This window comes from Streptosporangium pseudovulgare (assembly GCF_014648055.1).
In the GTDB taxonomy this organism is placed as follows: Bacteria; Actinomycetota; Actinomycetes; order Streptosporangiales; family Streptosporangiaceae; genus Streptosporangium; species Streptosporangium pseudovulgare.
This window is the reverse complement of the sequence record NZ_BMQJ01000041.1, coordinates 1-17,093: the sequence shown is the minus strand read 5'-3', so window position 1 is coordinate 17,093 and position 17,093 is coordinate 1. Positions and strand designations below refer to the sequence as shown.

Below are 17,093 nucleotides of genomic sequence, written 5' to 3'. Positions count from 1 at the left end.
TGGAAGCGGAGCCCCTTTTTCCTCGGTCAGCGCCTGCTCCAGCGCATCCAGGGTCTCCCCGGCCACTGCCAGCCCGGCCGACTCCTGATGCGCCCGCACGATCGCGGAGTCCACGCTGACCAGTTCCAGCCCGGCCTGCCCGCGCGAGGCGGCCTCGGCGATCAGCGCGTCCATCAAAGCCTGGAACACCCCCGCTTTGGCCCAGCCGTTGAACCGGGAGTAGAGCGTGGACCAAGGCCCGTAACGCTCCGGGACATCACGCCAGCCGGATCCGGTGCGAAAACGCCACAAGATCCCGTTGAACTGATCACGCACCCGCCGTGGCAGCGGCCCGGTCGCCGCCACCGGCAGACACGGCTCGATCAACGCCCGCTCGGCATCCGTCACATCAAAGCGCGCCACGTCCGAGTTCTACCAGCCGTGGCCGGCCTGCCACCGGGCCTCACCTGGATCCGAACCTCAAACAGCTCCTAGTGCCGCATCAGAGAACCTTTGCCCCGTAGTGACGTGACGCGCCGTTCGGGTGCTGGTCCGTGCGGCGCGGTGTCGCCAGGCTGCCCGGGTGGCAGAACGGGTACGCGTCCGCGAGATCAATGACGACGAGGGCCGGCGCCTGCTGCGGATTGTCCGCAGAGGCACCGGGTCGGTGGTGACCTGGCGGCGGGCCCAGATGGTGCTGCTGTCCGCGCAGGGCATGCCGGTTAGGAAGATCGCCGAGGTGACGTTCACCAGCGCGGACCGGGTCCGGGACGTGCTCCACAACTTCAACGCCGAGGGCTTCGAGGCGCTCTACCCGAAGTACATGGGCGGGCGGCCCAGGACGTTCACGTTGCCCGAGCGGCGCGAGATCAAGAAGATCGCCAAGTCCAAGCCGGTCGAGCACGGCCTGCCGTTCTCGACCTGGCGCCTGGCTAAGCTGACCGACTTCCTGGTCGCCGAGGGGGTGGTCGACGACATCAGCCACGAGGGCCTGCGGGTCCTGCTCCGAAAGGAGGGCGTGTCTTTTCAACGCATAAAGACCTGGAAGACCTCCCGCGACCCGGACTACGCCACGAAGAAGGCCCGCGTCGAGCACCTCTACGCGATCGCCGACGGCGAGGTCATGCCAGAGAAGGGTGAGTCTGAAGTCGTCTTCTGCCTGGACGAGTTCGGCCTGCTTAACCTCCAGCCCCACCCTGGGCGGCAGTGGGCCGAGCGCGGTGGGCGGCAAAGGACCCCGGCCGGGAACCGAGGCCCCGCCGACGGGCGACCTACACCCGCCTGCACGGGGTCAGACACCTGTTCGCCGCCTACGACCTGGGCAAAGACAAGCTCTACGGCCACATCAAGCCGAGGAAGCACCGGACCAAGTTCCTAGAATTCTGCCGCTATCTGCGCGGCCTCTACCCGCCCGAGATCCGCATCGCGTTCGTGCTCGACAACTTCTCTCCGCACCTGACCACGAAGAAGGACAGCCGCGTCGGCGACTGGGCCGCGGTGAACAACGTCGAACTCGCCTACACGCCGACCAACAGCTCCTGGCTCAACCGCATCGAGGCCCAGTTCACCGCCCTGCGCTACTTCACCCTGGACGGCACTGACCACGCCACCCACAAAGAGCAGGGCAGCATGATCCGCCGTTACATCATCTGGCGGAACCAGCACGCCGCCGACGAACGCCTCCGCGAGGTCGTGGCCAAGGCCAACGTCGCCTGAATCGGGCTGATCCTAACGACTGTGTCACCGGCCGCATCGATCCCCATTTCGTTCGCCGCTCATCAGGGCAGGCGGGCGTGTTCGGCTCGGGTGGCGGCGATCCGCTCACGCGCGAGCGTACGGGCCCGTTTGGTGTCGTCGCCGGTGAGTCGGGCGAGGATCGTTGCGAGCGGCCTGATCTGGCCCCAGCCGCCCCAGTGACCTTCAGGGATCTCGGTGGGGAATACCCAGATCCGGCTGGCGTCACGCGGCCAGGCGCCGTTCTCCGCGTCGAGGATTGCCTCGGTGACCTCGGCGATGACGCTCGCACGCTTCTGCTCGTCGAGCTGGCCCTCGGGGACGGACGGGACGACCTTGTAGCGAGGTGCGTCCGCGGGTTCTCCGCCGACGTAGATGCCGGCCGGTCGGTGCAGCCAGAGCCAGGAGACGGAACGGCTCACCGGGTCGGCGGGGTCGAATCCCTCGTTGCGGACGAGGATCTCGGTGATGCGGTTCAGCAGGGCCGCCTCGGCGTCCGGCTGGAGCGCGCCGTCGGGAATGTACACGTCGAGCATGGGCATGGTCGATCTCCTTTATGAGTTTAGTTTTTCAACTCAGGCCGGAGTCTACGAGGGCTAAGTGCAGCTTGTAAACTCAGATGGGTACACTCGTCCCATGGAGACGCGGCGAATCGACCCAGTGAACTGCTCGGTGGCGCGCGCCCTCTCGGTGGTGGGGGAGCGCTGGTCGCTGCTGATCGTTCGTGAAGCGCTGGACGGCGCGCGCCGGTTCGGAGAGTTCCACTCCCGCCTCGGGATCGCCAGAAATCTCCTGGCGACTCGGCTCGAGACCTTGGTGACCGCGGGAGTGATGCGCCGCGTGCCCTATCAGGAGCCCGGGGATCGGCAGCGCTTCGCCTACGAGCTCACCGAGCAGGGCCGGGCGTTGCGGCCCACGCTCGTGGCGCTCCTGGAATGGGGCGACACGTACCTCGCCGACCCGCAGGGCCCGTCGGTCATCGTCCGGCACCGGCCCGTCGACGATGCGAGCTCCTGCGACGAGCCGGTCAAGGTCGTCCTCGAGTGCGCTGCGGGGCACAGCCACCTCGCCCCGGAAGACGTCTGCCGCACGCCCGGGCCGGGCGCGCGCTTCGTGGAAAGCTCCTGAGATCCCAGGATCGTACTGAGCGGCTCATATCGCGAGAAGCATGATCCAAGCAGTGGGGCCGACGCCTGGGCCATGGGGCAAACGTTGGATGCTGCGGCACTAGCATGGGCATCGGCTGACGAAAGGACCCCCGCCATATCCGCCCCGCCGCCCCCCGGCCCGGCCGAACCGGCCACCCTGCCCGCGGGTGTGATGCGCGTCCGGGACGGCGCCGACGGCTGGGGCGTCTCCACCATCGTCCGCCACGGCGACTCCCGCGGCCACCCATGCAAGCGCTGCCCCTTCCGCACGGACGCCGTCGGCATCCGGGGGGCGATGCCGGCTCACCACGCAGGCGCTTCAGCCCAGCAGCGTGATCACGCCAGCCAGGAGCATCGCGGTGACGAGCACGGTCACCACGACCAGGGCTGTCGTGCCAAGGCGTCGGCGGACGAATTTCGGGTTGTGGGCCATCGTGATCTCCTTCATGGTCAGGCTCGGCGTCGTATCGCCAAGTAGGTGATTCCGGTCAGGGCAAGAGTTAACGCCAGGTAGACGGCCGTTTCGGTCCACTGCATGGCCCAGAAGGACAGATCGAATCGCCCGCGCAGGGCCCGACCGGCGAGTTGACCGGCACCGACCAGGAGTACCGATAGCGGCATGGCGATTCGGGTGTGCCGGGTCACCGCACCGAGTGCGACGCCGAGGATCAGCGCCCACAGCGCCCTGGCGTACGGAACCAGGCCGTGGCTTTCGTAGTACGGCCAGGCCATCGGGTTACCCTCGGTGCCCGGCAGGGCCCAGGTCAGCACCGCAGCGAGGGCGGCGGTCGCGGTCAGGGCGCCGGCCGCCGCGACGGCGAGGACGGCGGCCAGCCAGCGGCCCCGCGACAGGCTCTGGGTCCAGGCAAGTTTGTGAGTGCCGGCCTCGAACTCCCGGGCGATGAGGGGAGCGCCCCAGATCAGGCAGATTGCGCCAGCCAGGAAGCCGGCCAGTTGGAAGGTGAGTCCGCTCAGGTCCGGCTCCAGCCGCTCGGTCGCGGCGGCGGCACCGTAGAGCAGGAGCAGCGCGGCGATGGCGGCGGCCTGGGCGCGCTGTCCGCGCCAGGCCACCCACAGCGGGCCGCTCATCGAACCGCCTCGGGGTTACGGAGATAGTGCAGTACGAGGTCCTCCAGATCGGTGGCGGAGTGGCTGCTCAGCAGGTCGGCGAAGCTACCGCACAGCCGGACCCTGCCGGTGCCGAGCAGGATCAGGTGATCGCACACCTCGGCCAGGTCGGCCAGGATGTGGGAGGACAGCAGCACGGTGGCCTCCAGCTCGCGTACCACGCTCATCACCTGCAGGCGGGCCAGCGGATCGAGCTCGGCCAGCGGCTCGTCCAGCACCACCAGATCGGCGCGCTTGCCGACGGCAAGCGCGAGCGCGAGGAGCGTGCGCTGGCCGCCGGACAATCGGTCCACCCGCTCGCGCAGGCTGATGTCGTGCCCGGACAGCAGAGACTGCGCAGCCGCGCGATCCCATCGGGGATTGGTCGCGGAGCCGAAGCGCAGCAGGTCGGCGACGCTCCACCGGCGATACAGAGGCTTGTCCTGGGCGACGAACGCGACCGCGGCCGTCTCCAGCGGCCAGCCGAAGATCTCCGCACGCCCCGTGGTGGGCGTCAGCAGGCCCGCCGCCAGGTTCAGCAGCGTGGACTTGCCTGCCCCGTTCGGCCCGACCAACGCGGCCCTGGCCCCGGCGGGTACCGCGATGGTGGCCTCGCGCAGCGCCCACCGCTGCCGGTAACGCTTGCCCAGGCCACTGGTCCGCAGCGCGTTCACCGCTCCTCCCGGCCGGTCAGCTCGTGCATGCGGCGCAGCAGCGCTGCGCGCCGGGCATGGGCGCGCACCGCCAGCGCCAGGGCCACAGCGACGAACACGCCCCCGACCGCCAGGGCAAGCCCCGCCCCGGTGCCGCGCTGCACGGCCACAACGGTCACGACCGCCGTGGTGGCCAGCGAGGCGGCCAGGCCGATCCAGGCGGCGATCACCAGATCGGTGGCGAACAGCGGAACCCGGCGCGTCAGCAGCCACCCGCCGTACGTCGCCCAGGCCAGGCAGAACACGGTGAACAACGCGAACGCCAGATGCGTGCGCCCTGGCAGTGGTCCTGGCTCCGACCACCACAACGTGCCCACGAACACCGTGCCGCCGACGCCGGCCAGCAGTGCCGCCACCGCCCGGATCCGGACCCTGGGCGACAACACAGGCGCCAGTCGATCGATTATGTCCTGCGCCGACAGACGAGGCTCTTCTGTCATGGCCGGTATCCCTTCTCCTTGAGGTGCTCACGCAGCAGACGACGGGCGCGGCTGAGTCGGGACTTGACTGTCCCGGCCGGGGTCCGGCAGATGTACGCGCACTCCTCGACCGACAGGTCCTCCAGGTAGAACAGCACGAGGATCTCCCGTTCCAGCACAGGCAGCTCCGACAGCACGTTCATCAGCGCGGCGCGATCCACCATGGCCTCGACCGGGTCCTCGGTGGCCACGTCGTCGGCCGCGAGCGTCTCCTGCTCGCGGGCGTACTCGCCGCGCAGCCGGTCGGTGACCGATCGCCGGGCGATCGTGAACAGCCACGGCGCGAACCGGCCGGGCTCCCTGAGCCGGGGCAGGCCGCGGACTACGGCCAGCCAAATCTCCTGGGTCACGTCGTCGGCCCGGTCAGCGTCCAGCATGCGGCGCACGTACGTCCACACCGGCACCCGCCACTGAGCCAGCAGCTCGGCCAGCGCCGCGCGCTCGCCCAGCTGAGCGCGCACCACCAGCAGCTCATCGGTCATCTCGCCCTCCCGTCATCTTGCACAGTCGGGCGAGAAGCCAAGAAGGTTCACGATTTCCGGATCACCTTGGGGTGCCGTTAAGAAATATGTCACCAACTGCCAACGGCAACGTTTTCGCAGATCAGAACGGTGTGCCTCCCTAGAGGCATCGAAGACGCCGACCTCGTCTCGGCATCTTTGATGTAAGCCGCTGACCTGCGTCTTCTCTCTCGTCTGCGGTTGGTGACACGGTTCTTAACGGCACCCCTACGATGATCTGATGCGCCAGGCCGACCCGGAGCCCTATTGGAACACCAACGTCGCCCGGCACCCGGGCATCCTCCGCGCCGTCCCTGAGGGATGCGGCGATGCGCTGGACGTCGGCTGCGGGGACGGCCTGCTCGCGCGGAAGCTGACCGAGCGGGCAAAGCGCGTCACCGGCATCGACAACTCTCCCCAGATGATCGCCCGCGCCCGGGAACTCGCCGCCGGCCACCCGGATCTCACCTTCGTCGAGGATGACTTCCTCACCGCCGACCTGCCCACCGCGGGCTACGACTTCATCTGCTCGGTATCTGCGATCCACCACATGGACTTCGAAGCGGCGCTGGCCCGCATGCGCCAGATGCTGCGCCCCGGCGGCACGCTGGTGGTGATCGGCCTGGCCCGCGAGACGACGCCGGCGGAGTGGGCGGTGACGATCGCGGCTGCCCCCGTCGTGCGGATCAACAAGGTACTGCGCCGCGCGCACGGCCCGGAGGGGATGCCGGTCACCGAGCCGCAGATGAGCTACGGACAGGTGCGGGCCGCGGCGCGGCGACTGCTGCCCGGCGTGCGTTATCGCCGGCACGTGCTCCGCCGGTACTCGCTGACGTGGGAAAAATCCGGCCGCTAGTGGTGCTGTTTATACGCCGTCTCATTCGGCCAGTCGGCGGTAGCAAATGAGGGCGGCGGCGAGGGCGACGAAGGACGCGAAGTGGTCGGCCCGGCGCTCGTAACGGCGGTGTAACGACCGGCCGGCCAGGAGACGGTGCGCTCCGCCACCCAGCGGTGGCGTCCCAACCGCTGACCGGACTCGATTCCACGGCGAGCGACGCGGGGGACGATGCCCCGCCCACGTAGAAAGGCCTCAGTCTCTGGCCGGCGGCGGTTCAACCCCCGCAAGTCTGGTAGGGGCGAAGAACTGCCGTTGAAGCTGCTCTACGAGCCGTTTGGCCTGCCGCAGCGTTTCCGTTAGATCGTGTGGATGTTAACGACGCGCGAATCTGAGACCGTCCTAGCCAGGTGGGCGCCCAAGAAATCCTGATCATCCGAATTACTTCGCTGAGATCACCTCAGTAGGTATGGTGACTTCGCGCTCCAGCCGGTCGACGTGGGGCTCTTCGGTTGTGGGAGGTGGCGTGGGGGATCTGCGGGCCGGGGATCCACGGGAGGTCGGGCCGTACCGGTTGCTGAAGCGACTGGGCGGGGGCGGGATGGGGCAGGTGTTCCTGGGCCGTTCCCGTGGTGGCCGGCGGGTCGCCGTGAAGGTGGTGCGGCCGCAGTTTGCCACGGACGCCGACTTCCGGCGGCGGTTCGCCCGTGAGGTAGCGGCCGCACAGCGGGTCGGCGGCTTCTACACCGCGCAGGTGGTGGACGCGGACCCGGAGGCGGACCCGCCGTGGCTGGCCGCCGCCTATATTCCTGGCCCGTCGCCGCAGCAGGCCGTCGGCCAGCACGGTCCGCTGCCGGAACACGCGCTGGGGCTGCTGACCGCCGGGCTCGCGGAAGGGCTGGCGGCCGTACACGACTGCGAGATAGTGCACCGCGATCTGAAGCCCGGAAATGTACTGTTGGCACCGGATGGCCCCCGCCTGATCGATTTCGGCATCGCACGGGCCGCGGAGGACACGCAGCTCACCGGCACCGGAATGGCCATAGGCACGCCCGGTTTCATGGCCCCGGAATACATCATGGGCAAAGAGGCGGAGCCCGCGTCGGACGTGTTCGCGCTCGGCGCTGTGCTCGCTTACGCGGCGACCGGCCGCCTCCCCTTCGGGACGGGCGCCCCGCACGCGGTGAACTACCGGGTGGTCCACGAAGCCCCCGATCTGTCGGGGCTGCCCCCGGCCCTCGCCAAAGGGGATCGGCCAGGGGACGCACGGGCAGCAATCAGCGCAGACCGATCAGGGGCGACAGGCGCTCGGGCGCTCGCGCGGCGGACTGACCACCAAGATCCACCTGGCCGCCGACGGACGCGGCCTGCCCCTGGCATTCGTGCTCACCGGGGGCGACGTCAACGACTGCACCCAGTTCACGGCCGTGATGGAGGCCATCCAGGTTCCCCGTCCCGGCCCCGGCCGGCCGCGCACCCGGCCCGCCCATGTGATCGCCGACAAGGGCTACAGCTCCCGCGCCATCCGCACCTATCTGCGCCGACGCAAGATCGGCGTGACCATTCCCGAACGCGCCGACCAGCCGGCCGGGCGAGCTCGCCGCGGACACCGCCGCCATGCCTTCGACCCGATCCGCTACAAGCGGCACAACGTCGTCGAACGCTGCTTCAACCGGCTCAAGCACTTCAAGGGCATCGCGACCCGCTACGACAAGCTCGCCGCCCACTACCGATCAGCCGTGACCATCGCCTGCCTACTGCTCTGGCTCAGATGATCCACAAAACAGAACCTAGGAAGGGGCTCCGCGCCCGCCGGTGCCCACGCCGGCCGCGAGCTCGGCTTCGGGCCTCGGTGCGGCCGGTGCCGGGCGGCCCAGCAGTCCCCACAGGATGCGCAGCGCGACGGTGGGGGCCAGGAGCCTGGCGGGCGCGTCGATCAGGTTGAGGACGCGCAGGAACGCCGCCCCCACCACGGGGTCGGTGGTCGCGGCGGCGTGCACCCGGTTGACGTAGGCGTTGACGAAGCGGACCGTCGCCGTGCGCCGCCCCTCGACCCCCGGGAACCGCAGGTCGGTCCCCACCGAGATCGACCAGGGGGCGTCGATGATCCTGGCCGCGCCGCGGAAGAACCGCCGCGCCAGGCCGTCGGCCCCGCGGGTGAGCAGGCGGCGCAGCAGCAGCGCCTCAAGCGCGGCGACCGTCATCCCCTGCCCGTAGACGGGGTTGAAGCTGCACAGGGCGTCGGCCATCACGAGGTAGCCGTCGGGGAAGCGCCGCAGCCGCTCGTAGCGCCGCCGCACGCTGGCCGGGTAGCGCATCCGCACCGGCGCGCTCAGCGGCACCGCCGACCGCACGACCTCGGCGATCTGCGGCGCGGTGAGCGTCGCGGCGTACCGCGCCATGCCCTCGTCGTCGGTGGGCGGCTCCTCACCCAGCATGCCGGACAGGACGACGGCGAACGTGCCGTTCTCCTGCGCGGCCACGATCCCCGCGCGCGGCAGCTCCGGGGTGGCGTTGGTGAAGGCGCCCAGCAGACCGCCGAGATGGTGCGGCTCCCGCCGGTAGGTGCGGGTCACATAGGTGATGCCGACGCGCACCTGCTCCTGCGCGGCGGGCGCGTAGCCCAGCTCCTGCAGCCAGACCGGGCTTCGGGAGCCGCGCCCTCCGGCGTCCACGACCAGGTCGGCGTGGATGACCGACTCCGCGGCCGACGCCGTGTCCCCGGCGCGGGGCCGCACTCGCACGCCCGTGACCCGTCCGGAGCCGGGCGCCGCGACGAGGCTGGTCACCTCGCACCCGGCGACCAGGTTCACGCCGGGCAGCGCCGCCACCCGGGCCCGCACCACGTGTTCGAGGAGCGGCCTGCTGATTCCGAACGCCACCAGGGGGGAGGGCACCCGGCGCATCCGGTAGCCGTCGTTGTACCAGTGGACCTGCTCCTGAAGGTCGATCAGGGGCGCGCCCATGGCGGCCAGCTCCTCCGTCAGGCCGGGGAACAGCTCGTCGAACGCCTCCCTGCCGCGGGCCAGCAGGACGTGGAGCTGCCGGCCCTGCGGCACGCCGCGACGGCTCGCCGCCTCCTCGGGCAGCAGGTCACGGTCCACCACGGTGACCTCGGCATGGGTTTCGCTGAGCGCGCGGGCGGCCAGCAGCCCGCCGATGCTCGCGCCGATCACAACCGCACTGTCGGTCCGCTCCATGCTCAGCACGGTAGGCCGCCGGTCGCCGGCCCGTGTATCGCCCGTTGCTCGGTTGGCGAGCCGTCTTCGCGCCGCACCGTGAGGTCACCGGCGCGGGCTTGCCCAGAGGCAGCGACAGCGGCCCGGTCTGCCAGCGGACCGGACCGCACGCGGGTACGAGGATCGTCCCCCGGCCGTGGTCGCGGCCAGGCGTGCCCGTCAGCTCCCAGCCGAGGCGGCCGACTACACGCTGACCGCGTCCGCCCAGCGGCAGGGCGCACTGTCCACGGGCATCGAGCCGGTGTGGACGTTCCGCTCGGAGCGGACCGCCGAGGCGCGAGCGCTGCCCCTGATGGCGGTCCGCTACGTCCCCGCCGGGCTGGACGACCACAATCGCGCCAAGCCCCGGTCGCTGACCCGAATTCCCATCCGTGTCGAGCGCAACCCCGGCGCGGAAGAGGCGCGGGTCAAGACGATCAGGCTGGAGGCGTCGTTCGACGACGGCGGAAGCTGGCGTCCGGTGCCGGTGGTCCCGTCCGGCTCCGGCTGGGCCGCACTGCTGGCCAACCCCGCTACCAGCGGGTACGTATCCCTGCGCGTCACTGTCGCCGACACCCGGGGCGATCGTGTGACACAAACCGTGACGCGCGCGTACGCGGTGGGCTGACGCCAGGATCCCTGCCCGGCACCCGTTCGGGCAGGGACACCTGCCAGTCACTTGATCTTCTTCCAGCCCGTGCTGTGCTGCCTGGAGCCGTTGTTGAGCGCGTTCTCGGACCAGTAGACGAGCCGCGCCTCGCCGGTCCTGTTGCCGTTGTTCCAGCACCTGCCCCACACGGTGGTGTTGCCGGTGCCGGGGGCAATAGACGACACGAACTCGCTGCGCACCTGGTTCCCGGAGATCGTCGACGAACTCGATGATCCAGACATTGACCCGGGCCGGCTGCCCAGCAGTCGGCACAACGCCTCGAGGAAACGACTCCCCGAGGACGAATCCGGCGGTGTGTACGCCACGGTTCTCTGGCCGTGCCGCCACGGGCACCAATGGAAGGCAAGCATCCTCAATCGTGTCCAGGGTGCGGGCTGCCCCCATTGCTCGAGAGCCGGAATCTCGAAGGAGCAGGTCCGGCTCGACGCGGAACCCTCGGGACTCATGAAACTCATTCAGCCCGAGCCACCGGACCCCCGGCTGCCTGACGGTCTGCCTAACGTCGCGTCACACCAGATCATGGCTCCACCGCAGTACAAACCGGAGCACTGGCGTTACAAAGCAGTAGAAGTCGATGCGGTCTTCCAGATAGAGGGCGGGATCCGCATCGGCGTCGAATACGACGGCTCGTACCACCACTCCACCAAACGGAGGGACCGACAGCAGTACGAGAATGAGAAAAGCCAGGTCCTGGTCACCGCCGGTCTGCTGGATCTGCTCATTCATGTGCGACTGGGCGATCTCCCCGCACTGAAGGTCCCAGAGGGGCTGACCATGCCCGCGCCAGAGCGGTCAACCCCCTACCAGCAGGCCCGCGCTGTAGCAGCCGCTGTCGAGCGCATCCTGTCCGCGCACCGCAAGCAACCGCCCCGCGTGGTCATCCTGACCACCTTCGACCTCGACGAATACGTCTACAACGCGCTACGCGCCGGCGCCTCGGGATTCCTGTTGAAGGACACCCCGCCCGAACGGCTCATCGCCGCCATCCACACCGTCGCCTCCGGCGACATGCTCTTCGCGCCCACCGTCACCCAGCGCCTCGTCAAGGCGTACACCCACCGGCCGGACCCCGCCGTCACCCGGCTCGCGCCCCAACTCGACGTCCTGACCGCCCGCGAAGCCGAGGTCCTCAAGCTCGTGGGTCACGCCCTGCCGAACGCCGAGATCGCGGCGCGTCTGAACGTCAGCGAGGCCACCGTCAAGATCCACCTCAACCGCGCCATGACCAAACTCAACCTCGGCAGCCGGGCGCAGGCGGTGGCGCCGGCGTGCGAGTCCGGGCTCGTCACTCCTGGCACGGAAACCACCGCCGACGGTCTCGTGCGCGGTTAGCCGCTCCACAGCGGCGAACAACCGGCGTGTCCGCCGCGGATGCGCGTACTGCCCGGGTCGCAGCGGAATCGGCTGCGCGGATGATGACGACCGGCGTCCCGGAAAATCCTGCAAAGAAATCCGGGAGGCGGTGTCGGATCGGGGCGGTGGTGTTCGTAGCAGGGGTGAGGCCGCCCGCAAGGGGGCGGCGCCAAGGCGAAGGAACCGCGATCATGAAGCTGACGACCATGACCCAGGTCACCATCGATGGAGTGATGCAGGGAAACGGCGCCGCGTCGGATGACCGCAGGAACGGATTCGAGCGCGGCGGATGGGCCCGGGGGAAGGGCGACGACGAGACCAGGACGTTCATCACGCAGACCTACCAGCGCGCCGAGGCGTTCCTGTTCGGCCGGCGCACTTACGAGCTGTTCGCCGGCTCCTGGGGATCGATCGACCAGATGCGCGCACATCCCATCGGCGTGGCCTTGAACGAGGCCCCCAAGTACGTCGCCTCGACCACGCTCACCGCGCCGCGTTGGGAGGACACGACCGTTCTCCGCGGTGACCTCGCAGCGGCCATCAGTGAGCTGAAGGCCAAGCCCGGGGGTGAGCTGCAGGTGCACGGCAGTGGCGCCCTGACCCGGTGGCTGCTGGAGAACGATCTGGTCGACGAGATGACTCTGATCGTGGTCCCGGTGATCCTCGGCCAGGGCGCGAGACTGTTCCCGGGGACCGGTCCGGATCTTGCGCTCGACCTGGTCGAGTCGCGGGTCGACTCGAAGGGCGTGACGATCCAGGTCTACCGGCCGGCCGGGCGCCCTCAGTATGCGCCAACGGTTTGAAGTCCCTGACCACCGAACCACGCTGTCTTGACACCACAGGAGATGATTTTCAGATGCAGTACCTGGTTTCCGTGATCGATGACAAGAGCAATCCCGGCAGCACGGACAGGCGGCCTGCCATCAGCGCGTTCAACGAACGACTGATCGCCGAGGGCTACTGGGTCTTCTCGGGCGGACTCGCGGACACCGACGCGGCCACGGTCATCGACAACCGGGGCGAGCAGGCGGTGTTCAGCGACGGGCCTTTCGTGGAGTCGAAGGAGTACCTCGCCGGCGTCTGGGTGTGGGAGGCCCCCGATCTGGACGTGGCGCTCAAGCTCGCCGCCGAGGCGTCGAAGGTCTGCGATCGGAAGATCGAGGTGCGGCCGTTCCTGTGAGCGACGCCGAGGAGGCGATCACCCGGGCCCACCACGACGAGTGGGCGCGGGTGGTGGCCGCCCTGACCAGGCGTTTCGGTGACCTCGACATCGCCGAGGAGGCGGCTGCCGAGGCGTTCGCGACCGCCGTGGAGCGGTGGCCGGCCGACGGCGCGCCGCCCAATCCCGGCGCCTGGCTGACCACGACCGCCAACCGCAAGGCCATCGACCGGATCCGGCGTGAGAACAAGCGCGACGGCAAGCACAGGGAGGCTCAGATGACGTACGACGACCCGCCCGAGCCTGTTGGCGCCATCGATGACGACCGGCTCCGGCTGATCTTCACCTGCTGTCACCCGGCGCTGGCGATGGAAGCGCGCGTGGCGTTGACCCTGCGCATGGTCGGCGGTCTGACCGTGCCCGAGATCGCCCGTGCCTTCCTGGTGCAGGGGACCACCATGGAGCGGCGCATCACCCGCGCGAAGGCCAAGATCAAGGCGGCTCGCATCCCCTATCGGATGCCGTCCGCCGACGATCTGCCGGCTCGTGTCTCCGGCGTCCTGGCCGTCCTGTTCCTCGTCTTCAACGAGGGCTACCTGGCCAGCGGCCCCGGCACCGATCCCGTACGACACGACCTGACCACCGAGGCGATCCGGCTCACCCGCCTGATCCGCGCGCTCCTGCCGCAGGACGGAGAAGTGGCCGGGCTGCTGGCGCTGATGCTGCTCATCGAGGCCCGCCGCCCCGCCCGGGTCTCGGCCGGCGGCGAACTGGTCCCCCTGGCCGAGCAGGGCCGCGGCGCCTGGGACGGGGAACTGATCGCCGAAGGTCATCGGCTGGTGCGCGAGCGCCTGGCCGCCGCCGCTGCCGGGGTGGCTCCGGGCCGCTACCAGATTCTCGCGGCGATCAACGCGGTGCACACCTCCGCCCGCGACATCCGCGACACCGACTGGTCGCAGGTCCTCGCCCTCTACGACCAGCTCGTCCGCCTCGACCCCTCGCCGATCATCGCCCTCAACCGGGCCGTCGCCGTGGCCGAACTCGACGGGCCGCAGGTGGCACTGGCCATCGTTGACCGCCTCGCCGAGGCGTTGGCCGGCTATCACGCCTACCATGCCACCCGCGCCGACCTGCTGCGCCGGCTGGGCCGAAGTCAGCAGTCACGCGCGGCCTACGACCGGGCCATCGAGCTGGCCGGCAACACCGGCGAGACCGCCTACCTCACCCGCCGCCGCGACCAACTGCAGTAGCGCCCGCACCTGAAGAGCGCGCTCGATACAGCGATGAAAGGCGGCGCGGAACGCCGCACTACTGACATGTTCAGACGCCGACCCTTCTCGCCGAGCAACGCGACCCCGGGCTGAGATGTCCGGGGTGACCCGACTGATCGGCCCACCGGCGAGCTTCAAGGGCTCAGCCGCGGGCCAGAGCCATGAGAAATCGGGTCTGTGCGTCATCCCGCCCCGCGCACATTCGGGGGACTGCGATGAGGGCGGCCAGGGCCCGGCACCAACCCAGCACACGATGAGGACACTGGCCGGGGACCAGCGCCGCCAGCTCCTCGATCCTTCGCTCCAGCACGGCGAGATCCGCGGCTCCCTCAAGCACCCAGTCCACGGCATCGAAGTCCGGGTCGCCCCAGGCGGGCCGCGGATCGATCGCCACCATGCGGGCGTCCGGGCCGGACAGCACGTTGGCCGGATGAAGGTCACCATGCACGAGTCCCACCGGCCCATCGGCTGCCAGTTCCAGGGCCGCCGCTCGCGCCTGCCAGAGCACCGCCGAAGCGGCCGGGTCGTTCACGCCGGCCGCCGCGAGCCTGCGGTCGGCCAGGTCGAACACGAAGCCGACGCGGTGGGACAGAGGCCGCAGTACCGAGTGCTCACCCGGCGCGGGAGCAAAGACCCGCAGGTCCCGTAGCAGCGCCGCGACCTCGGCCATATTCCAGGCACGCTGCCTGACCGGCACTCCCGGCTCCACGTCCTCCAGCAGCAGGGCCCCGGCCGCCGGATCGTGCGCCAGCAGCGTGACGACCGACGGCGTCGTGTCCCAGGCACGCAGCGCTTCGGCTTCCTGCCGGGCGATCTCGGGCTCCGGCGTGAGTTTCAGCCACGCCCAGGTGCCGGTGTCGCGCTTGAGGCAGCGGAACACCCGCGAGGTGCCTCCTCCACCCGCCGCGGCAACAGCCAGACCCCAGCGGGCAGCGAATTCGTTCACCAGAGCCGGCAACGCATCACACCAGGCGAGCACGTCGGCTCCGAAACGGACGACGAGCCGGTCCCGGACCTCTGGCGCGACGCGGGCCAACTCTTTCAACTGTTGTGGCCGCGCCGGCTCACCAGGCCGCATCACCGCTGCCGGCCCCCGGCAGAGCACCGGATGGCAGTCGGCTGCGACCATCTCGGTCGCGCGGAGTGCGCTAGCCGTATCACAGTGGCTGCTCCGGCCAATGCCGCATCGGAACAAATCCCGCTTTCTCATAGAAGGCCATCGCATCGGTGTTGAAGTCCCACACCTCCGCGGGTGGTCCGTGCGCTTCGATGGCCAGGGCGCACTGGATCGCGAGGCTCAGATCAGCGCCGCGACGGCGGTGTCCACGTCGGCTTCCGTCGTGTAGAGGTGGAAGGCGAGACGTGCCGCGCCGTTGCGGACGGATGCGCGGATGCCGGCCGCCGCGAGTCGCTCGGCCGCGCCCGGACGCGTGACACTGACGATCGCGCTGTCGCCGGGCGGCATGCCGAGGCCGGCCCGAAACCGGTTGGCCAGCCGTAGGTCATGGTCGTGGATCGGACCGATGCCGATCTCCAGGAGCAGCTCCAGCGTGGGGGCGGCTGCGACGTAGGAGAACCAGGGGGCGGCGATGTCGAACCGCCGGGCGTCCTTCGCCAGCCGCAGCGGCGGGCCGTACGAGGCGTCGCCGTCACCGGCGTACCAGTTGGCGGCGATCGGCCGGATGCGGTCGCGCACGGCCGGGCTCACGTAGCAGAAGGCGGTGCCGCGCGGGCACATCAGCCACTTGTACGCCGAGACGGCGAGGACGTCGAAGGGCGTCGCGTCGACCGGTACCCAGCCGACCGCCTGGGTGGCGTCGGCGATGACGAGCGCGCCGTGCGCCCGCGCCGCCGTGACGACCTCGTCCGTGGCGGCGACCTCACCCGTCGCGGACTGGACCAGGCTGAAGGCGACCGCGTCGGTGCGCCCGTCGATCGCGCCGGGCAGGTCTGCGGGCGGCACCGTGCGCACGTCGAGATCGTGCACGAGCCAGGGGAACAGGTTCGACGTCTGCTCGATGTCGGGGACGACGACACGCGAGCCGGGCGGCAGCGAAGCCGCGACCGGGGCCAGCACCTGCGAGGCGGAGGCGCCCACAGCCACGTCGTCGGCCGCGACGCCGACCAGACGTGCGAACGCGCCGCGCGCGCGATCGGTGGACCGGTCCCACTTGTCCCAGCCGTTTGCTCCCCGACGCCACTCGGCCAGCGCGCCCTGCAGCGCCTCGAACGCCGGCTCCGGAGGTATGCCGTAGCTCGCGGTGTTCAGCCATCCCGGCTCCGGGTGCCATAGGCGTACCGCCTCGTCAAGATTCATTCTGGTGAGCCTAGGGCTCGGACGGCATCCGGAGAACACCGGCCAGGTCGTGGCGTCGCGGTGTACGGGGCGATGACGGGAACTCGTTCACCTCGACGGTGACACCGGACCCGCGTCGTAGGCGGGGATGGCGAGTCGGACCCGGTCACGCGCGTCGACCTTGGTCAGCAGTCGGCCCACGTGCACCTTGACGGTGGCGACGCTGATGACCGTTTCGGAAGCCGTTTCCGTATTGGTCGAGCCTCACCCGACCAGGGTCAGGGCCTCGCGTTCGCGCTCCGTGATGCTCCCAGTTCCCGCAGCTGATCGACCAGCGGCGCCGGCGAGTCCGGCGGCGGCTCCCGAGGTGTCCACGCCCGCCTCTTCCGCCGGTGGCAGTCGCGCCGCTGGTGGCGGTCCCTGTCGCCTGCTCCGATGACGAATCTCCCCAGCGGACCGTCCCGCCGCGCTCCCAACAGCGATCGTTGGCTCCTGCATCCCTGGTGAGTAATTTTGTCAGGACGTATATTTGTCCTGACAAACTCTTCCTGCGGAGGATGCCATGGCTGCCAGGGTGGCCGAGATCGTGCGCACGCGGGTCCACAATCCCGAGGCGATCGCCGAGGCGGCG

At 69.8% G+C, this 17,093-nt stretch carries 20 protein-coding genes and 4 pseudogenes; 12 read left to right on the top strand and 12 right to left on the bottom strand.

What is annotated here, in order from left to right; genetic code table 11:
- The coding region (locus IEZ10_RS37900; protein ID WP_189251323.1) for a transposase at positions 1-402 on the bottom strand (402 nt) is incomplete at its 3' end.
- Between the two features lie 160 nt (positions 403-562).
- Here IEZ10_RS37900 and IEZ10_RS37895 point away from each other — a divergent pair.
- Together IEZ10_RS37895 and IEZ10_RS39690 are read left to right on the top strand one after the other, a co-directional pair.
- A complete protein-coding gene (locus IEZ10_RS37895) occupies positions 563-1,357 on the top strand; it encodes a helix-turn-helix domain-containing protein (protein ID WP_229812072.1) in 795 nt (264 codons plus the stop codon).
- Positions 1,261-1,695, top strand: coding sequence for a transposase (locus IEZ10_RS39690; RefSeq protein ID WP_229812073.1), 435 nt, complete (start codon positions 1,261-1,263; stop codon positions 1,693-1,695). The genes IEZ10_RS37895 and IEZ10_RS39690 overlap by 97 nt, the downstream gene beginning before the upstream one ends.
- Before the next feature lie 62 nt (positions 1,696-1,757).
- Here IEZ10_RS39690 and IEZ10_RS37890 read toward each other — a convergent pair whose 3' ends face one another.
- Positions 1,758-2,255, bottom strand: coding sequence for a tautomerase family protein (locus IEZ10_RS37890; RefSeq protein ID WP_185071978.1), 498 nt, complete (start codon positions 2,253-2,255; stop codon positions 1,758-1,760).
- 94 nt (positions 2,256-2,349) lie between these two features.
- On the opposite strand from IEZ10_RS37890, the gene IEZ10_RS37885 reads away from it, so the two are divergent.
- Positions 2,350-2,841 carry a winged helix-turn-helix transcriptional regulator gene (locus IEZ10_RS37885; RefSeq protein ID WP_139578314.1) on the top strand — a complete coding sequence of 164 codons (492 nt, stop codon included), beginning with the start codon at positions 2,350-2,352 and terminating at the stop codon, positions 2,839-2,841.
- 470 nt (positions 2,842-3,311) lie between these two features.
- On the opposite strand, the gene IEZ10_RS37880 is transcribed toward IEZ10_RS37885, so the two are convergent.
- The 4 genes from IEZ10_RS37880 to IEZ10_RS37865 are packed head-to-tail and all read right to left on the bottom strand — an operon-like array spanning position 3,312 to position 5,642.
- Positions 3,312-3,950 carry an ABC-2 membrane transporter-related protein gene (locus IEZ10_RS37880; protein ID WP_189251322.1) on the bottom strand — a complete coding sequence of 213 codons (639 nt, stop codon included), beginning with the start codon at positions 3,948-3,950 and terminating at the stop codon, positions 3,312-3,314.
- Positions 3,947-4,642 carry an ABC transporter ATP-binding protein gene (locus IEZ10_RS37875; RefSeq protein ID WP_189251321.1) on the bottom strand — a complete coding sequence of 232 codons (696 nt, stop codon included), beginning with the start codon at positions 4,640-4,642 and terminating at the stop codon, positions 3,947-3,949. Before IEZ10_RS37875 ends, IEZ10_RS37880 begins: the two co-directional genes overlap by 4 nt.
- Positions 4,639-5,067, bottom strand: coding sequence for a hypothetical protein (locus IEZ10_RS37870; protein WP_229812071.1), 429 nt, complete (start codon positions 5,065-5,067; stop codon positions 4,639-4,641). The genes IEZ10_RS37875 and IEZ10_RS37870 overlap by 4 nt, the downstream gene beginning before the upstream one ends.
- Positions 5,068-5,117: 50 nt before the next feature.
- Positions 5,118-5,642, bottom strand: coding sequence for an RNA polymerase sigma factor (locus tag IEZ10_RS37865; protein WP_189251319.1), 525 nt, complete (start codon positions 5,640-5,642; stop codon positions 5,118-5,120).
- A gap of 259 nt (positions 5,643-5,901) precedes the next feature.
- On the opposite strand from IEZ10_RS37865, the gene IEZ10_RS37860 reads away from it, so the two are divergent.
- Complete coding sequence (locus IEZ10_RS37860; RefSeq protein WP_189251318.1) at positions 5,902-6,516, top strand: class I SAM-dependent methyltransferase; 615 nt, start codon at positions 5,902-5,904, stop codon at positions 6,514-6,516.
- Positions 6,517-6,537: 21 nt separating this feature from the next.
- Here the strand turns inward: IEZ10_RS37860 and IEZ10_RS39685 are convergent.
- Positions 6,538-6,743, bottom strand: a pseudogene (locus IEZ10_RS39685) (IS5/IS1182 family transposase); the annotation flags it as partial.
- A gap of 221 nt (positions 6,744-6,964) precedes the next feature.
- Here IEZ10_RS39685 and IEZ10_RS37855 point away from each other — a divergent pair.
- Positions 6,965-7,675 (top strand): annotated as a pseudogene (locus IEZ10_RS37855) (serine/threonine-protein kinase); the annotation flags it as partial.
- 70 nt (positions 7,676-7,745) lie between these two features.
- A complete protein-coding gene (locus tag IEZ10_RS37850) occupies positions 7,746-8,270 on the top strand; it encodes an IS5 family transposase (protein WP_268246435.1) in 525 nt (174 codons plus the stop codon).
- A gap of 15 nt (positions 8,271-8,285) precedes the next feature.
- Here IEZ10_RS37850 and IEZ10_RS37845 read toward each other — a convergent pair whose 3' ends face one another.
- On the bottom strand, positions 8,286-9,695 hold the full coding sequence (locus IEZ10_RS37845) for an FAD-dependent oxidoreductase (RefSeq protein ID WP_229812070.1): 1,410 nt from the start codon (positions 9,693-9,695) through the stop codon (positions 8,286-8,288).
- Positions 9,696-9,870: 175 nt separating this feature from the next.
- Here IEZ10_RS37845 and IEZ10_RS37840 point away from each other — a divergent pair, with 175 nt between their 5' ends.
- Positions 9,871-10,341 (top strand): hypothetical protein, encoded by a 471-nt coding sequence (locus IEZ10_RS37840; protein ID WP_189251317.1) that lies wholly within the window; start codon positions 9,871-9,873, stop codon positions 10,339-10,341.
- A 47-nt stretch (positions 10,342-10,388) separates the two neighbouring features.
- Here IEZ10_RS37840 and IEZ10_RS37835 read toward each other — a convergent pair whose 3' ends face one another.
- Positions 10,389-10,562 carry a hypothetical protein gene (locus IEZ10_RS37835; protein WP_189251316.1) on the bottom strand — a complete coding sequence of 58 codons (174 nt, stop codon included), beginning with the start codon at positions 10,560-10,562 and terminating at the stop codon, positions 10,389-10,391.
- Here IEZ10_RS37835 and IEZ10_RS40535 point away from each other — a divergent pair.
- The 5 genes and pseudogenes from IEZ10_RS40535 to IEZ10_RS37815 form a co-directional block, all read left to right on the top strand.
- Positions 10,513-10,764 (top strand): annotated as a pseudogene (locus IEZ10_RS40535) (zinc-ribbon domain-containing protein); the annotation flags it as partial. The gene IEZ10_RS37835 and the pseudogene IEZ10_RS40535 sit on opposite strands and share 50 nt — an antisense overlap.
- Before the next feature lie 63 nt (positions 10,765-10,827).
- The gene (locus IEZ10_RS37830; RefSeq protein ID WP_229812069.1) at positions 10,828-11,715 is read left to right on the top strand and encodes a LuxR C-terminal-related transcriptional regulator; all 888 of its coding nucleotides are present in this window, start codon (positions 10,828-10,830) and stop codon (positions 11,713-11,715) included.
- Between the two features lie 212 nt (positions 11,716-11,927).
- Entirely contained in the window at positions 11,928-12,539 is a 612-nt protein-coding gene (locus tag IEZ10_RS37825) for a dihydrofolate reductase family protein (RefSeq protein WP_189251314.1), read from the top strand.
- Positions 12,540-12,592: 53 nt separating this feature from the next.
- Positions 12,593-12,916: a YciI family protein gene (locus tag IEZ10_RS37820; protein WP_189251313.1), complete on the top strand. Its 324-nt coding sequence runs from the start codon at positions 12,593-12,595 to the stop codon at positions 12,914-12,916.
- On the top strand, positions 12,913-14,145 hold the full coding sequence (locus tag IEZ10_RS37815; protein WP_189251312.1) for an RNA polymerase sigma factor: 1,233 nt from the start codon (positions 12,913-12,915) through the stop codon (positions 14,143-14,145). The genes IEZ10_RS37820 and IEZ10_RS37815 overlap by 4 nt, the downstream gene beginning before the upstream one ends.
- Positions 14,146-14,308: 163 nt before the next feature.
- Here IEZ10_RS37815 and IEZ10_RS37810 read toward each other — a convergent pair whose 3' ends face one another.
- The 3 genes and pseudogenes from IEZ10_RS37810 to IEZ10_RS40530 all read right to left on the bottom strand — a co-directional run.
- Positions 14,309-15,295 (bottom strand): aminoglycoside phosphotransferase family protein, encoded by a 987-nt coding sequence (locus IEZ10_RS37810; RefSeq protein ID WP_229812068.1) that lies wholly within the window; start codon positions 15,293-15,295, stop codon positions 14,309-14,311.
- Between the two features lie 168 nt (positions 15,296-15,463).
- Positions 15,464-16,483: an aminotransferase class V-fold PLP-dependent enzyme gene (locus tag IEZ10_RS37805; protein WP_189251311.1), complete on the bottom strand. Its 1,020-nt coding sequence runs from the start codon at positions 16,481-16,483 to the stop codon at positions 15,464-15,466.
- An 87-nt stretch (positions 16,484-16,570) separates the two neighbouring features.
- Positions 16,571-16,714 (bottom strand): annotated as a pseudogene (locus IEZ10_RS40530) (LuxR C-terminal-related transcriptional regulator); the annotation flags it as partial.
- Positions 16,715-17,093: the final 379 nt, after the last annotated feature.

What these genes read in the sequence shown, in the direction of transcription:
- IEZ10_RS37890 (WP_185071978.1), bottom strand. Translation starts at nt 2,255, where the DNA reads ATGCCCATGCTCGACGTGTACATTCCCGACGGCGCGCTCCAGCCGGAC.
- IEZ10_RS37885 (WP_139578314.1), top strand. Translation starts at nt 2,350, where the DNA reads ATGGAGACGCGGCGAATCGACCCAGTGAACTGCTCGGTGGCGCGCGCC.
- IEZ10_RS37880 (WP_189251322.1), bottom strand. Translation starts at nt 3,950, where the DNA reads ATGAGCGGCCCGCTGTGGGTGGCCTGGCGCGGACAGCGCGCCCAGGCC.
- IEZ10_RS37865 (WP_189251319.1), bottom strand. Translation starts at nt 5,642, where the DNA reads ATGACCGATGAGCTGCTGGTGGTGCGCGCTCAGCTGGGCGAGCGCGCG.
- IEZ10_RS37860 (WP_189251318.1), top strand. Translation starts at nt 5,902, where the DNA reads ATGCGCCAGGCCGACCCGGAGCCCTATTGGAACACCAACGTCGCCCGG.
- IEZ10_RS37845 (WP_229812070.1), bottom strand. Translation starts at nt 9,695, where the DNA reads ATGGAGCGGACCGACAGTGCGGTTGTGATCGGCGCGAGCATCGGCGGG.
- IEZ10_RS37830 (WP_229812069.1), top strand. Translation starts at nt 10,828, where the DNA reads ATGAAACTCATTCAGCCCGAGCCACCGGACCCCCGGCTGCCTGACGGT.
- IEZ10_RS37825 (WP_189251314.1), top strand. Translation starts at nt 11,928, where the DNA reads ATGAAGCTGACGACCATGACCCAGGTCACCATCGATGGAGTGATGCAG.
- IEZ10_RS37820 (WP_189251313.1), top strand. Translation starts at nt 12,593, where the DNA reads ATGCAGTACCTGGTTTCCGTGATCGATGACAAGAGCAATCCCGGCAGC.
- IEZ10_RS37810 (WP_229812068.1), bottom strand. Translation starts at nt 15,295, where the DNA reads ATGGTCGCAGCCGACTGCCATCCGGTGCTCTGCCGGGGGCCGGCAGCG.
- IEZ10_RS37805 (WP_189251311.1), bottom strand. Translation starts at nt 16,483, where the DNA reads ATGAATCTTGACGAGGCGGTACGCCTATGGCACCCGGAGCCGGGATGG.